This window comes from Rhizobium sp. SRDI943 (assembly GCF_057653695.1).
Genome location: NZ_JBYGKN010000005.1, coordinates 75,685 through 90,300, shown reverse-complemented (window position 1 = coordinate 90,300; position 14,616 = coordinate 75,685). Strand labels below are relative to the sequence as shown.

Genomic DNA, 14,616 nt, shown 5'->3' with positions numbered 1-14,616 from the left:
ATGACCGAGACACGCCCCCGCTCGCGCAAATCGCCCTACCCGCTGTGGTTTTTCATTCCGGCCGCAATCATCTACGGCGTGCTGTTTCTGGTTCCCACGGTATCCTCCCTCTGGTTCAGCCTCACGCGCTGGGATCTTTCGACCGCCGAATTCATCGGGCTCGAAAATTTTCAGCAGTTCTTTTCCGAACCATTCCTGGTCAAGGGACTGGTCAACACGCTGATCTATGCTGTTACGACATCCGGCCTGAAGACGGTCTGCGGGCTGCTGCTCGCCGTGCTCCTGACCAGCAATATCTTTGCCCGCGGCTTCCTGCGCACGCTGGTCTTCTTTCCCGTCCTGGTCTCGACGATCGGTATCGGCATCACCTTCACGGTGATGATGCATCCAACCAGGGGCATCATCAACGTCACGCTCGAAACGCTCGGCATTCCCGGCCCGGGATGGCTCACCAATCCGGCGCTGGCGCTTTTTTCGGTGGCTTTGGTCGATGTTTGGAAGGGTGTCGGCCTCGCAACGCTGATCTTCATCGCCGGCCTTGCTGCGATCAGCCCCGATTATTATGAGGCCGCGCGGATTGACGGCGCCACGCGTCTCCAGCAATTTTTCCGAATCACTCTGCCACTCGTGCGTCCCGCCACTGTCATCGTGGTGACATTGTCGCTGATCGGCGGGCTTCGATCCTTCGATCTGATATGGGCCATGACCCGCGGCGGGCCAGGTTTCTCCTCCGATGTGGTCGCCTCGGTGATCTATAAGCAGTACCAGGCGGGTTTCTACGGCCTGTCGACGGCCGGAAACGTCATCCTGTTTGCGCTAATCGCCGTAATCATCCTGCCATTCACCCTGTGGTTCAACCGGCGCGAGGTCGAGGAATGAGAAGCGTCCGCCCTTACGTGACCGGCGCGATAGCCCTTGCGGCGGCGGCCGTCATCTTCGTCATGCCCTTCGTTTTCGTCGCTCTGCAGGCGGTCAAATCGAAATCCGAGGCGTCTCGCCTTAATTTCGAATTGCCTGCGCAGTGGCTGTTCTGGGATAATCTGGTCGCCGTTTTCAAGGCGCGCGACTACCAGCTCGCGCTCGCCTATTTCAACTCCACCCTGATCACCGTAGCCTCCGTCACGATCCTGATCCTGCTGTCGGCAATGGTCGGCTATGTGATGCAGCGCCGCAAGACCGTCTGGAACAGGGTGGCCTCCGTTGCCCTGTTCATGGGTCTGATGATGCCGCCGGCCGTCGTGCCCACCATCGGCCTCCTGCAGGAGATCGGTCTCTTCAAGACCGTGACCGGGATGATCCTGATCCAGGTCGCCTATAATCTCTCTTTCTCGACCTTGCTCTACCGGTCGTTCATTTCGACCATACCGCGCGACCTCGACGAGGCGGCGCTGATCGACGGCGCCAAGCCCCGACAGATCTTCTTCAGAGTGATCCTGCCACTGCTGAAGCCTGTGACCGTCACCAACATCGTCGTGCAGTCGATTGCGATCTTCAACGATTTTACCAATCCGCTCTACTACCTTCCCGGCAGGGAGAACGTAACCGTGCAGCTGACGCTCTATAATTTCCAGAGCATGTATACGAGCCAGTACAATCTCCTCTTCATGAATATCCTCCTCGTGACGATCCCGCCGCTGATCGTCTTCATCTTCTTCAACCGGCAGATCGTCGCCGGCATGACGGCCGGCGCAGTAAAAGGGTAACCGAATGGCTGAGCTCACTCTTAAGCAAGTTCGCAAGAGCTTTGGCGCCCTTGAAGTCATCAAGGGGATCGATCTGGAGGTTGCCTCAGGCGAGTTCGTCGTTTTCGTCGGCCCGTCGGGATGCGGAAAGTCGACGCTGCTGCGCATCATAGCTGGCCTGGAGGAGACGACATCAGGCACATTGACCATCGGCGGCAAGGACGTGACCTATGCCGAACCCTCCGAGCGCGGCATCGCCATGGTGTTCCAGAGCTACGCGCTCTACCCGCACATGACCGTTGCCGAGAATATCGGCTTCGGGCTTTCGCTCGCCCGCCGACCAAAGGCGGAAATCGCCGCCAAGGTCGCGGCGACAGCTGAAACGCTGCAGCTCACCCAGTTACTGGAGAGAAAGCCGAAAGCGCTCTCCGGCGGCCAGAGGCAGCGCGTCGCCATCGGCCGCGCGATCATCCGCGATCCCAAGGTTTTCCTGTTCGACGAGCCGCTCTCCAATCTCGACGCTTCGCTCCGCGCCCAGATGCGCCTTGAGATCGCCGATCTGCACGCGCGCCTGAAATCGACGATGATCTATGTCACCCACGACCAGGTCGAAGCCATGACGATGGCGGACAAGATCGTCGTCCTGAAGGGCGGCGCGGTTGAGCAGATCGGTAGCCCGATGCAACTCTACCGCAATCCCGCAACACCTTTCGTCGCCGGGTTCATCGGCAGCCCGAAAATGAACCTCTATGGCGGCGAGATAGCGCGGCGATTGAACTGCACGACCTATGGCATCCGCCCTGAGCATATCAGGCTTTCGGAAAGTGCCGGGCAATGGCAGGGCAGGATCCGGCATCTCGAGCGGCTTGGCGCCGACGCGATCCTCTACCTCGACGTTCCCGAACTCGGCGAGATGGTGGTGCGCGCCGAAGGCGAGACGCCGTTTGCGCCTGGAATGACGGTCTGGGCAAATCCGGTCGAAGGAGCGGAACATCGGTTCTGAGCGAACGCTCGCCCATCGTCCCAGCCTTGAAAACTATGCAACCGCTCAGCATTGACCTAATCGGCACCAGGCGAAAAGCGCCCAGGGCTGGAGCCATTCTTGGTCAGAAGCCCTACGGAATTTCAGGTGAGAAGACGTGCGGGTTAGTCTTAGCGGATTACCAGTTCGACCGCCTGCTTGTCGCAGATGCGAAGCTCTCGCCGCCAAGCCGTGTTCCTTCGTGGGCAATCACGCCATCTGCGAAATCGCCGCGGCCCTCCCCTACTCAGCATCGTCCTGCAGGACTGTTCGAGCAAGAGTGCTGGTATGGACTGAAACTTTCATTCCTCGCCGGCCCAGCCCGATGCCGCGATTTCGTTCATCTCGTCAACGGTCAACGGTTTTTTCATCTTGCCAGCATGCCGACCGATAAAGTCGTCGATTTTCCCCGTCGGACGAGCAGCTACCGAAGCTCAGCCCCAGGCAGCTTGTCGAAGTCGATCCGTTCCCCCGGTTTGACCCCAAGGTGCGTCAGCAAATCCCGTTTCAGTGTGCTTGCCCTTTCATTGTGACGGCAAGGGAAGCCATGGAATTTCACCTGTCTTAACCAATACGAATAATGGAATTTTTCCTTACATCAAAGTGCGAGTGATAGGAACTGACGCTTTCAATTGCGCCGGCAACGACAAGAGCGGCGAGTAGTTCGCTCCGGAAAGCAGCGAAAAACGGCGAGGCTGTATGTGTGCGCATCGATGCCAGCGACGGCTCGCTGCGGTGAGTGCGTTCGGCAGGAGAAGGGCCCTGTCATCCAAAACATCGCCCGAGGTGATAAATGGCGGAAACGCCATCATCGTGCATCCAGAATTGGCAACAAACGGCTACAAAAATCCACTAAACCTTAACTTGTGATTGGTAATAGATCACGGACACGTTAAGGGGTTATCTCATGACTGAGGCATCCAGAGCGCGAGCCTTTTTGATGGGCCTTACCGGATGCGCTTACGCGCTTGTTCCGATACTGGCTTGGCTCGTTGGCCTGTCGGTGGATCCAAGAGGCTTCACGCAGCTTAGCACGGTCGCCCTGATTTTTCTCTTGGGCTTCGGCCTCCTATGTCATTGGCGCAGAATCCCGTCCCTGCTCTGCATTGTTGAATGCACTGGCATCGGCTTATTGCTAACGAGCCCGCTTGTCGTGTCCACCTACGTTGCTTTTGCCCTGAAGCTGCCTTTGCAGGATCAAAAGCTGCTCCAACTGGATCGGCTTATTGGCGTCGATTGTTGAGCTTGATTGCATTTTTGGACACACATCCCCTGCTCGCAAAGTCACTGACGCTTGCTTATCAAACATTCCACCATCAGCTTTTATTTCTTCCAGTGTTGCTAAGCCTGTGCGGTTACCGAGCTCGCGCATATCAGGTCGTCGGGGCATACGGCCTGATATGCGTCATCGCGAGTGTCATAACCATTTGGTATCCTGCGCTCGGGACCTACACAGATTTTGCCATCAATCCCGCCGATCTTAAAAATATCAACGGCATGCTCGGTTTGGAATACGTTCCTCAAATCCTAGCAGTCAGGGATGACCCCCAATTTGTTCTGCAATTGGAGCACGCGAGCGGCATCATCTCGTTCCCGTCGGTCCATGCGGCGGTAGCGGTTTTGTGCAGTTGGGGTGCGTGGACAATACGATGGATAAGAATTCCGACGATCTTCTTAAATACGCTAATGCTGCTGTCCGCGATCACCGAAGGCGGACACTATGTCGTCGATTTGGTTGCAGGAATCGGTGTTGCCGGTTTTAGCATAGCATCGGTATTGTATATTTCGCGTAGCGGCACCGTTCAATTCCATCGCAGTCAATTTCAGGGAAACGCGCAACAGATCTAGTTCAATGGGTTTCAAGAGATGCATTTTAGGTCTTTCTTTGCGGCAAAGCGAAAGCATCGACCACGTCAGGCAATACCGCCCAGGCAGACATATTTAAGCTCGGTATATTCGTCCAATCCGTGCCGCGACCCTTCGCGGCCAAGACCCGACATCTTCACACCGCCGAACGGAGCCTCAGCCGTCGAGACGAGACCGGTATTGACGCCGACCATGCCATATTCGAGCGCTTCAGCCACACGAAATACCCGCGACAGATCGCGAGCGTAAAAATACGAAGCAAGCCCGAACTCGGTGTCGTTTGCCTGTTCGATAACGTCCTCTTCGTCGCGGAAGCGAAACAGCGGTGCAAGCGGCCCGAAGGTTTCCTCGCCCGCGACCTGCATGCCGGCAGCGACATCGCGCAGGATTGTCGGCTCGAAGAAATGGCCGCCGAGCGCGTGACGTTTGCCGCCTATGACGATCCCAGCACCCTTTGAAACGGCGTCGCTGATATGGCTTTCGACCTTGGCGACGGCGTTGTCGTCGATCAGCGGGCCAAGCACGACGTCACGGTCGAGACCGTTGCCGACCTTCAAGTCCGAAACCGCCGCGGCGAGCTTGGCGGCAAACGCCTCATAGACGCCGTCCTGAACATACAGCCGATTGGCGCAGACGCAGGTCTGACCGTTGTTGCGGAACTTGGCGATGAGCGCGCCTTCGACGGCAGCGTCGAGATCGGCGTCGTCGAACACGATGAAGGGTGCATTGCCGCCAAGCTCAAGGCCGAGCTTTTTGATCGTCGGCGCGCATTGCCGGTAAAGCAGCTCGCCCGTCCGGGTGGAACCCGTGAATGTCAGGACCCGAACATCACGGCTTGCCGTCAGCACTCCGCCAATTGCCGCTGCGTCACCCGTGACGATGTTGAGAAGCCCCGGCGGCAGGCCGGCACGCTCACCGAGAACGGCGATGGCAATGGCGGAGAATGGCGTCTGCAGCGCCGGCTTGAGAACCACGGCACAGCCGGCGGCGAGCGCGGGGCCAATCTTGCGGGTGATCATCGCATTCGGAAAGTTCCAGGGCGTGATTGCCGCCACTACGCCTGCGGGCTGGCGCAGGACGAGGATCCGCTTGTCCGGCTGATGTCCCGGTACGACCTCGCCGTTGATGCGCCTCGCCTCTTCGGCGAACCATTCGATGAAGCTCGCACCATAGGTGATCTCCCCTTTGGCTTCGGCGAGCGGCTTTCCCTGCTCCAGCGTCAGGATCATCGCCAGATCGTCGCGGTTTTCGATCATCAGCCTGTGCCAAGCCTTCAGAACGGCGGCGCGCTCCCCGGCCGTCTTCTTCGCCCAAAGCTTCTGGGCGATGACCGCGGCGCGGATCGCATCTTCCGTTTCCGCCGCACCGAGGTCGGGGACCAGCCCCAGCGGCTCGCCTGTGGCCGGATTGCGGACCGTCGCCGCCTTGCGGCCTTCCGCTTCGATCCAGCGATCAGCGATGGGGCACGCCTGACGGAACAGCGAGGGATCATTGAGCTTCATATGACAACTTTCAACAAAATACGTGAGCGGCACCGGGATCGAAATTCAGATGGACTATATCGCCACGGCTGAGCCCGACGATAGCCTCATGACCGAACGGCAGACGAACCGCCAGCGCCTCACCCGTCGCCGTCTCGGTCGAGACGTGAATATTGTTGCCGAGGAAGGTAATGTCGCTGACGGTTGCGGCAAGACCCGCTCCCGCCACCTGGTTTCGCGACAACCGAATGCGCTCAGGCCTCAGCATCAGGGCTGCCCTTGTCCCGGAGCTTCCTTTTCCATGCACCGGAATGTCATTGAAGACGCTTCCGCCGCCAAGCGAAATGGTGGCCTGCCCATCGGAGGATGACAGCAGGTCGCAGGAAATGAAGTCGCTGTCGCCGATGAATTCGGCCACGAAGCGGGTCCGCGGATTGGCATAGAGTTCCGGCCCCGTGCCGATCTGGTCGATGACACCCTTGGAAAAGACGGCGATCCGGTCGGAGAGCCGCAGCGCCTCCTCCTGGTCGTGCGTGACATAGAGGATAGTCACTTCGGTCTGCTGGTGGATCCGGCGTATCTCATGCTGGATTTCCTCGCGCAGCTTCTTGTCGAGCGCCGACAGCGGCTCGTCCATCAGAAGCACCGGCGGGTCATAGGCAAGGGCCCTGGCAAGGGCGACACGTTGCTGCTGGCCGCCGGACATTTGCGCAGGCTTGCGATCCTCGAAGCCTTCGAGCCTGACGAGACGCAGCATCTCCTTGACCTTGCTGTCGACCTCGGCCTTGGACCTCCGCCTCACCTTCAGCGGGAAGGCGATGTTTTCGCCCACCGTCAGATGCGGAAACAGGGTGTAGCGCTGGAACACCATGCCGATGTTGCGCTTGTGCGAAGGCGTGTCGAGCAAGGTCTTGCCCTCCAGCGTGATGTCGCCTTTCGTTGGAGTTTCAAAACCGGCCAGGATGTAGAGGGTGGTGCTTTTGCCGGATCCGGACGGTCCGAGAAAGGTCAGGAACTCCCCGCGCCGGACGTCGAGATTGACGTCGTGGACGGCGACGACCGGGCCGTATTCCTTGCGTATTCCGCGGATCTGAAGGAACGGTTCTTTCATTGTTTCAGTACCTTACGCACGACGGCAACCAGCGCCATCAAGAGGATCGTCAAAAGGATGAGAAGGGTCGACGCCGCAGCGACAACGGGCGTCAGGTCCTGCCGCAGCGTTGCCCATACCTTGACGGGCAGCGTCTGCAGGGTCGGGCTGGACATGAAGATTGCCACCACCACCTCGTCCCAGGAAGTCAGGAACGAGAAGACGGCCGCCGAAAACAGCCCATGGCTGATCGCCGGCAGGGTGACCCTGATCTTTGCTTCCAGAGGCGAGGCGCCGCACAGAACCGCCGCGTCCTCGATCGACTTGTCGAAGCCCTCCAGCGCACTTGAGATCGAGAGGATCGAGAAGGGCAGCGCGAGAACGAGGTGCGAAATGACGAAGCCTACCAACGTGCCGCCAAGGCCGATCCTCAGAAAGAAGGCATAAAGGGCGACCGCAAGAACCACGACGGGCAGGATCATCGGCGTCAGGAACAGTGCTTTCAGCGCATCGCGGAACAGGAACGAACCGCGCACCAGCCCGAAGGAGGTCACGAGCCCGAGCAGCACCGACAGAACAGTCACGATGACCGCGATCTTGAAGCTCGTCCAGGCCGATTCCAGCCAGCGCGGATCGGCAAAGAGCTCGCTGTACCATTGAAGCGTCCAGCCGGGCGGCGGAAAGATCAGCCACTGCGAGGAGCCGAAGGAGAGCGCCGCGATAAAGACGATCGGCATCAGCAGGAAGGCCGAAGTCAGAAGCGTTATCGCCAGCAGGATGTATTTCCACCAGCCGAGACGGTCGAAATTGAGCAACATGTCAACGCCCTCCCGGATTCTGGTTGCCGACGAAGCGCAGCTGCACGGCATAAAGCAACAGGGTCACCACGAGGAGAACCAGCGCCGCAGCACCTCCCATGCCCCAGTTGACCAGCGACTGCACGAATTGCGCGATCAGCTCTGCGAGCATCATGTTGGCGGTGCCGCCGAGAAGCGACGGCGTGACGAAATAACCAAGCGACATGACGAAGACCATGAGTGCACCAGCCGCCATGCCGGGCATTGCCAAGGGCAGCAGAACACGGGTCAGGCACTGCCACCGGTTGGCGCCGCAAAGTGCCGCCGCCTGCAGGGTAGACGGGTCGATCTTCCTGATCACGCCGTAGAGCGGCAGGATGATGAAGGGCAGCATGATATAGGTCATGCCGATGGTCACCCCGGTCAGGTTGTTGACCAGTGCCAGGGGCTTGTCGATCAGCCCCATTCCGATCAGCATCTTGTTGATGAGCCCCGTGCGCTGCAAAAGAACCATCCAGGCATAGGTGCGGGCAAGCAGGTTGGTCCACATCGATAGGAGCAGGATCGCAAAGATCACCGAGGTTAGGCGCCCGGGCATGATTGCCAGCGCCCAGGCAACGGGAAATCCGATCAGCAGCGAAATCACCGTGACGAGACCTGAGACGATGAAGGTGTTGGCGAAGATCTTCAGATAGGTCGCGGACCCGATCAGCTGCGCATAGTTTCCAAAACCCGGCACGGGTTCCAGCACGCTGCGCAACAGGAGCACTGCCACCGGCGCGATGAAAAAGATCGTCACGAAGGCGAGAGCCGGAAGCACCCCGCCAAAACCTGTTGCCCTGCGCACCTTTGGAAGGGGCGCAATTGCAGCGGAGGCATCGCTATATGTCGACATGACAGTCCTTCCCACCCGTCAATTTCCGCAGGCGCCGAGGTCCGACAAGCGGGCACCGACACTGCGGGGGCACGGCGAACATTCGCCGTACCCGTTCATCTCAAGTTTCAGGCTATTTCGCCTGCCAGGCGTACCACTTCTCGCCGATGGCATCGCGATTATCAGCCCAGTAGTTCATATCGGCATTCACCTGGCTGGCCGTCTGCTGATCCGGCAGGGTCTTGGCAGTCTCCGGATCCATCAGCTTGGCCGAGTCAACGTTGATTGGTGCATATCCGGTGGCTTTTGCAAGGGCGGCCTGCGGTTCGGCAGAAGTCGCCATTGCAATGAACTTCATCGCGGCTTCCACGTTCGGCGAACCCTTCGGCACGACGAGCGAATCCGCAGCGGTGATGTTCTGTTCCCATGAGGTCTCGGTCTTGATACCGCTCGCCGCAAGCGCGGTCATGCGGCCATTCCAGACACTGCCGAAGGGAGCCTCGGCGGATGCCAGAAGCTGCTGCGACTGTGCGCCGCCCGACCACCAGACGATATCCGATTTGATCGTATCGAGCTTCTTGAAGGCGCGGTCGAGATCAAGTGGATAGAGCTTGTCGGCGGCCACACCGTCGGCAAGCAGCGCCGCTTCGATCACGCCGGGAGCCGACCACTTGTAGAATGTGCGCTTTCCCGGAAACTTTGCCGTGTCGAACAGATCCGCCCATGTCTTCGGGCAGGCGGTGACGGCATCGGCATTGCAGCCGATGACGAAGGAATAATAGAAGCTGCCGACCGAGTAATCAGTCACGAAGCGCGGATCGAGCTTGGATTTGTCGATGACCGAGAAATCGAGTTTCTCGAGCTGGCCATTCTTGCCGGCCTGGGCGGCATAGTCGCCTTCGACGTCGACGACGTCCCAGGTGACCTGGCCAGCCTCGACCATCGCCTTGAGCTTGCCGTAATCCGTCGGCCCGTCCTGCACGACGGTGATACCGGTCTTCTCCGTGAACGGGCTGGCCCATGCGGCCTTCTGCGCGTCCTGGGTCGTTCCTCCCCAGCTCGAGAAGACCATGTTGTCGGCGTGAGCCGGTACGGACACAGCCACGAATGCGGCAACCGCCGCGACAGCAAATGTTGTTTTCATGTTCCCTTATCCTTGTTCTGGTTTGTCCTACGGGTATGCCTTATGCCGTCAGTGCGACTCGCTCCTGGGAGAAAAGTTGGCTGGCTTCATAATCTTGTTTTCCGCCACTTCGATCAGATCGCGGATCTTGGGCAGGAAGGCCTGCCACCGGGGATCGGCCAGAAGCCTCTGGCGCCTCGCCTCCCGGTCGTCCAGGCTCGCAAAGGCCCAGATGTGAACGATCTCGTTGATCGTTCCGATCTCCGAAAAGAAGTAACCGACGAGCGTGCCGAGATGGCTCTTTTGGATTTCGATCCCCTCTTCCTCGACGACCTTGAGATATTGCGGGATGGTGCCGTTCTTCAGCCGATAGGTGCGGATTTCGTAAAACATCGGCGCTACCTCATCACGAAGGGATCGGGGATCGGATCGTCCGATGTCCTGAGCCAGATCGTCTTGGTGCGGGTATAGTCGAGTGCTGCGGCCATGCCGCCTTCCCTGCCATGGCCCGACAGGCCGAAACCGCCGAACGGCGCGATCGGTGATACCACGCGGTAGGTGTTGACCCAGACGATCCCGGCTCGCAGCCCCTTCATCAGCCGGTGCGCCCGGGTCAGGTTCTGGGTGAAGACGCCGGAAGCCAGGCCATAACGGGTATCGTTGGCGAGTCGCAGCGCCTCGGTCTCCGTCTCGAATGACACGACGGACAAGACCGGCCCGAAGAATTCCTCGATGAGCGAGGGCGAGGCGACATCGTCGCAGTCGAGAATCGTCGGTGGGAAATAGTAGCCGTCGCCGTCGATCTTGCGCCCTCCCGTGACGAGGCGGGCGCCGCTTTCAATCGACTTGGCGACGAGGGCGCCGATATTGTCCTGCTGGCGCTTGGTGGCAAGCGGGCCGACTTCGGTCGCCATATCGAGCGGAGCACCGATCCGGATTGCCTCCGCCTTCTTACGCAGCAGGGCGACGAATTTGTCCTTGACGCTGCGTTCGACGATGAGGCGCGATCCGGCAACGCAGCTCTGCCCTGTCGCGGCGAAGATCCCCGCGACCTGGGCATTGGCAGCGCTCTCGAGATCCGCGTCGGCAAAGACGATGAATGGCGACTTGCCGCCAAGTTCAAGCGAGGTGGAGGCGAGGTTTTCGGCCGAGTTGCGAACGACGTGCCGGGCGGTTTCAGGGCCGCCGGTAAAGGCGACATGCGCAACCTTCGGGTGCCGTCCGAGGGCGGCGCCGCACGACGCGCCGAAACCGGTGATGATGTTGACGACGCCGGCGGGAAAGCCTGCCTCGTGCACGAACCGTGCAAATTCGAGAAGCGGCGCCGGCCCGTCTTCCGAGGCCTTGACCACCATCGTGCAGCCGGCCGCCAGCGCCGGTCCGATCTTCACCGCAGACAGGAAGAGCTGGCTGTTCCACGGCACGACCATCGCAACGACGCCGATCGGCTCGCGGCGAAGCCAGACATCCATGTCGGGCTTGTCGATCGGCAGGTAGGCGCCTTCGATCTTGTCGGCGATGCCGGCATAGTAGCGATAGTATTCGGCGACATAAGCGATCTGAGCCGATGTTTCGCGGATGATCTTTCCGGTGTCGCGCGTCTCCAGTTCTGCGAGGATCTGCGCGTTAGCGGCAACCAGATCGGCCAGCTTGTAAAGCAGCTTGCCGCGTTGGGTGGCCGTCAGTTTCGGCCATGGGCCGTCGTAAAGCGCCCTGTCGGCCGCGTTGACAGCCCGGTCGACATCGGCCTCGCGCGCTTCGGGCATATCAGCCCAGACCGCGCCGGAAGCGGGGTCGATACTCGGATAGCTGGCCTCGCCATCTGAAAATTCGCCGTCGATATAGTGCTGGAAACGCCGCATGGTGTTACTCCTGAAATGCCGGCATGACCTCGGTGATGAAGCGTTCGAGCGACGCCTTCTTGCGCTCGAAGCTCATGCCGGTGTCGATCCAGAAGGAATATTCGTCGTAGCCGAGTGCTTCATACGCCTTGAGCCGGGCGATGACGGTCTCAGCGTCACCAACGACATTGTTGGTGCGCATGACCTGGTCCGACAGCATGGCGTTTGCTCTGATCTGTTCGTCCGGGATACGTTCGATCAGACCCTGGGTAACCGGCTTCTCATTCTTGAACCAGGCGAAGAAATAATTGTAGTAGACGCTGAGCTCATGGGCGGCCTGGGCGACATCGTCCGCCGACGAGCCGACATAGGTATGGCGCAGCAACATGATCTTGGGCCGCTCGATCTCGGGATGCTTGGCGCAGGCGTCGTTGAAGCGCTCCATCAACGACTGAACCTCGTCATCGCCTTGCCAGAGGGGCGTCACCTGAACGTTGCAGCCGTTGGCGACGGCAAATTCGTGCGAGTTCGGATCGCGCGCTGCCACCCAGATGGGCGGGTTCGGCTGCTGCAGCGGTTTCGGCGCCGACGTGGTCGACGGAAACTTGAAGAATTCCCCGTCATGGGCGTAGTCGCCGGCCCATATGCCCTTGACCGCCGGGATGAGCTCGCGCATGCGCTGGCCGGCGCCCCAGGCATCGAGACCGGGCAGCAGACGCTCGTATTCGAAAGAATAGGCCCCGCGCGCGATACCGATGTCGAGTCGTCCATCGCAGATGATATCGGCCATGGCCGCCTCGCCGGCAAGCTTGATCGGATGCCAGAAGGGGGCGATCACCGTCCCCGTTCCGAGCCGTGCCCGCGATGTGCGGCGCGCCAGATCGGCAATGGTCACGAACGGATTGGGCGCGATGGTGAAATCCATGCCATGGTGCTCACCGGTCCAGATCGCGTGCATGCCGCCCTTGTCGGCGATCTCGCAAAGCGCGACGAATTCCTCGTAGAGGATCTTATGGCTTTGGCTGGCGTCGAGCCGTTCCATATGGACGAAGAGGGAGAACTTCATGCTTTTGCGTCCTTGGCTGGAATTGGGTGAACAGTGCCGCCGGTCTCGTCGCCGAAATAGACGCCGAAATTGCCGATCGAGCTTTCCATCGCAAAACGGTTGACGATATCGGCAGTCGAACTGGTCTTGAACTTTGCCGCAACCAATGCGTCAGGCTTCAGGAACCTGCCGCCGGCAGGCTCGCCCTCTCCGGCAACGGCGTGATAGACGATGTGCTGCTTGCCGTCGCTCTTGCCCTCATAAACCGAATAGAGAAAGCCGATGCTGACTTTCAACCCGGTGAGCGTTTCCAGGTATTTTTGCAGCGTCTCGGTCGGACTGCCGTCATGGGCATCGACACCTGGCAGGGAGAGCACATCTTCGCCGAGCAGCAGAACCTCGCCGCGGCGTTCGACAACGGCTGCAAGTTCCATATTGCCTTCGCTTGCCGCGGACACCGCCTTGCTTGCGAGCGTCGGCGTGAAATAACCGCCACGCGCATAGCCGAGACCGTTGCGGCCGCTATTGTCGAAAGCTTCGATGCGCCCCATCAAGATGACGTGGTCGCCAGCCTCGATGACCTCTTCCATGGCGCATTCGAACCAGGCCGCAACGTTCGAGAATATCGGGCAGCCTGCCGATCCCTTCGCCCACTCGACCGCCGCAAACCTGTCCTCGACCGGGCGTGCAAAGGTGTTCGACACGTCTTTCTGCGTTTCCGAAAGCACGTTGATCGCAAAGTGCTGTGCTCCGGTCATGGTGGCGAAATTGCGCGACGACTTGGCAAGGCAGACGAGCAGCAAAGGCGGATTAAGCGAGACTGAGGTGAAGGAGTTCGCTGTGAAGCCGATCGGATTTCCATCCCCGTCACAGGCGGTGACGACAGTCACCCCGGTCGGAAAGGCCCCGAATGCATCTCGCAGTGCTCTTGGGTCGACAGTCTGGATTGTCATCGTTCATCCTCCCCGAACGACAGCCACTCAGCGAGCAGCGAATTGACGATATCAGGCGCGGTCAGGTTCACCATATGACGATGGCCTTCGACGATGCGAGCGTAGCCCTGCGGCGCAAGCTCTGCCATTTGCGTCGCCATCAAGGGCGTCGAGTTCGGATCATCGGACCCCGTCAGAAACAGGGCCGGACCAGCCACGTCTTTCCAGCCGTTAGCATAGGTCGCGTCTCCTCCCGCAAAGGCGGCGTAAGCGACGGCATAGCCCTGGGGATCAACGAGGTTCAGCCATTTTCGCGTCAATTCACGCGCAGTGACGCTGTCTGCATCATCGCCGAACCACCGGGCCAGAGGGCCTTCCTTGTCGACGCCCGATACCGGAATGGCCGCGGCGCGCGCAAGCACGGCGGCCTTTGCTTCAGGATCACGCCTGTAGACGCCGTTGAGGTAGGCGACGCGGCTGATCCGCTCGCCAAAGGTCACGGCCGCCCCTCCTGAAACCAGTGCGCCCATCGAGTGTCCGGCAACATTTGCCGTGTCGATTGCCATCTCGTCGAGAAAGCGTCCGAACCAGTCGACGAACTCCTCGAGCCGACTGCCCGCCGGCAACTTTGCGCTCTCGCCATGTCCCGGCATATCGACGGCGATGACGCGATGGCCCGCAGACAGGAATGCGATCTGCGGAGCCCAGGCCTCCAGCCGCATGCCGACGCCATGAATGAGAACCAGCGGCTCACCGCTGCCGGCCTCGTGATAGGCCGTTCCGCTTGCCGTCCTTTTTCGGGGCAAGGCACCGGCGGCGTTTGTTGCTGCAGCGGTGCGTGTGGTCGATCCGGCCGTCAGCATC

The 14,616-nt window shown here is 60.0% G+C and carries 15 protein-coding genes and 2 pseudogenes; 5 read left to right on the top strand and 12 right to left on the bottom strand.

The annotated features are described in order from the left end of the window. The 3 genes from AC245Y_RS35415 to AC245Y_RS35405 are packed head-to-tail and all read left to right on the top strand — an operon-like array spanning position 1 to position 2,685. Complete coding sequence (locus tag AC245Y_RS35415; protein WP_003555628.1) at positions 1 to 879, top strand: carbohydrate ABC transporter permease; 879 nt, start codon at positions 1 to 3, stop codon at positions 877 to 879. Further along, positions 876 to 1,703 carry a carbohydrate ABC transporter permease gene (locus AC245Y_RS35410; protein WP_017997685.1) on the top strand — a complete coding sequence of 276 codons (828 nt, stop codon included), beginning with the start codon at positions 876 to 878 and terminating at the stop codon, positions 1,701 to 1,703. The genes AC245Y_RS35415 and AC245Y_RS35410 overlap by 4 nt, the downstream gene beginning before the upstream one ends. Before the next feature lie 4 nt (positions 1,704 to 1,707). Further along, complete coding sequence (locus AC245Y_RS35405) at positions 1,708 to 2,685, top strand: ABC transporter ATP-binding protein (RefSeq protein WP_017997686.1); 978 nt, start codon at positions 1,708 to 1,710, stop codon at positions 2,683 to 2,685. Positions 2,686 to 2,834: 149 nt separating this feature from the next. Here AC245Y_RS35405 and AC245Y_RS35400 read toward each other — a convergent pair. Both AC245Y_RS35400 and AC245Y_RS35395 read right to left on the bottom strand, forming a co-directional pair. Next, positions 2,835 to 2,944, bottom strand: a pseudogene (locus tag AC245Y_RS35400) (VapC toxin family PIN domain ribonuclease); the annotation flags it as partial. A 61-nt stretch (positions 2,945 to 3,005) separates the two neighbouring features. Then, positions 3,006 to 3,252: pseudogene (locus tag AC245Y_RS35395) on the bottom strand (AbrB/MazE/SpoVT family DNA-binding domain-containing protein). A 358-nt stretch (positions 3,253 to 3,610) separates the two neighbouring features. On the opposite strand from AC245Y_RS35395, the gene AC245Y_RS35390 reads away from it, so the two are divergent. Then, complete coding sequence (locus AC245Y_RS35390) at positions 3,611 to 3,946, top strand: hypothetical protein (RefSeq protein ID WP_245274088.1); 336 nt, start codon at positions 3,611 to 3,613, stop codon at positions 3,944 to 3,946. Beyond that, positions 3,943 to 4,551: a phosphatase PAP2 family protein gene (locus tag AC245Y_RS35385; RefSeq protein WP_020487196.1), complete on the top strand. Its 609-nt coding sequence runs from the start codon at positions 3,943 to 3,945 to the stop codon at positions 4,549 to 4,551. The genes AC245Y_RS35390 and AC245Y_RS35385 overlap by 4 nt, the downstream gene beginning before the upstream one ends. Before the next feature lie 65 nt (positions 4,552 to 4,616). On the opposite strand, the gene AC245Y_RS35380 is transcribed toward AC245Y_RS35385, so the two are convergent. The 10 genes from AC245Y_RS35380 to AC245Y_RS35335 all read right to left on the bottom strand — a co-directional run bounded on the left by AC245Y_RS35380 (position 4,617) and on the right by AC245Y_RS35335 (position 14,615). Continuing rightward, on the bottom strand, positions 4,617 to 6,071 hold the full coding sequence (locus AC245Y_RS35380) for an NAD-dependent succinate-semialdehyde dehydrogenase (protein WP_017997689.1): 1,455 nt from the start codon (positions 6,069 to 6,071) through the stop codon (positions 4,617 to 4,619). Positions 6,072 to 6,081: 10 nt separating this feature from the next. After that, positions 6,082 to 7,161: an ABC transporter ATP-binding protein gene (locus tag AC245Y_RS35375; RefSeq protein ID WP_017997690.1), complete on the bottom strand. Its 1,080-nt coding sequence runs from the start codon at positions 7,159 to 7,161 to the stop codon at positions 6,082 to 6,084. Beyond that, positions 7,158 to 7,958 carry an ABC transporter permease gene (locus AC245Y_RS35370; RefSeq protein WP_017997691.1) on the bottom strand — a complete coding sequence of 267 codons (801 nt, stop codon included), beginning with the start codon at positions 7,956 to 7,958 and terminating at the stop codon, positions 7,158 to 7,160. The genes AC245Y_RS35375 and AC245Y_RS35370 overlap by 4 nt, the downstream gene beginning before the upstream one ends. A gap of 1 nt (position 7,959) precedes the next feature. Continuing rightward, positions 7,960 to 8,832, bottom strand: a complete 873-nt coding sequence (locus AC245Y_RS35365; RefSeq protein WP_017997692.1) for an ABC transporter permease — start codon at positions 8,830 to 8,832, stop codon at positions 7,960 to 7,962. A gap of 112 nt (positions 8,833 to 8,944) precedes the next feature. After that, complete coding sequence (locus AC245Y_RS35360) at positions 8,945 to 9,955, bottom strand: ABC transporter substrate-binding protein (RefSeq protein ID WP_003555659.1); 1,011 nt, start codon at positions 9,953 to 9,955, stop codon at positions 8,945 to 8,947. A gap of 48 nt (positions 9,956 to 10,003) precedes the next feature. Then, on the bottom strand, positions 10,004 to 10,327 hold the full coding sequence (locus tag AC245Y_RS35355) for an NIPSNAP family protein (protein ID WP_017997693.1): 324 nt from the start codon (positions 10,325 to 10,327) through the stop codon (positions 10,004 to 10,006). 5 nt (positions 10,328 to 10,332) lie between these two features. Next, a complete protein-coding gene (locus tag AC245Y_RS35350) occupies positions 10,333 to 11,796 on the bottom strand; it encodes an aldehyde dehydrogenase (protein WP_017997694.1) in 1,464 nt (487 codons plus the stop codon). 4 nt (positions 11,797 to 11,800) lie between these two features. Further along, the gene (locus AC245Y_RS35345; RefSeq protein WP_017997695.1) at positions 11,801 to 12,841 is read right to left on the bottom strand and encodes an LLM class flavin-dependent oxidoreductase; all 1,041 of its coding nucleotides are present in this window, start codon (positions 12,839 to 12,841) and stop codon (positions 11,801 to 11,803) included. After that, a complete protein-coding gene (locus AC245Y_RS35340) occupies positions 12,838 to 13,773 on the bottom strand; it encodes a flavin reductase family protein (RefSeq protein ID WP_017997696.1) in 936 nt (311 codons plus the stop codon). The genes AC245Y_RS35345 and AC245Y_RS35340 overlap by 4 nt, the downstream gene beginning before the upstream one ends. Further along, positions 13,770 to 14,615, bottom strand: a complete 846-nt coding sequence (locus AC245Y_RS35335) for an alpha/beta fold hydrolase (RefSeq protein WP_017997697.1) — start codon at positions 14,613 to 14,615, stop codon at positions 13,770 to 13,772. Before AC245Y_RS35335 ends, AC245Y_RS35340 begins: the two co-directional genes overlap by 4 nt. Position 14,616: the final 1 nt, after the last annotated feature.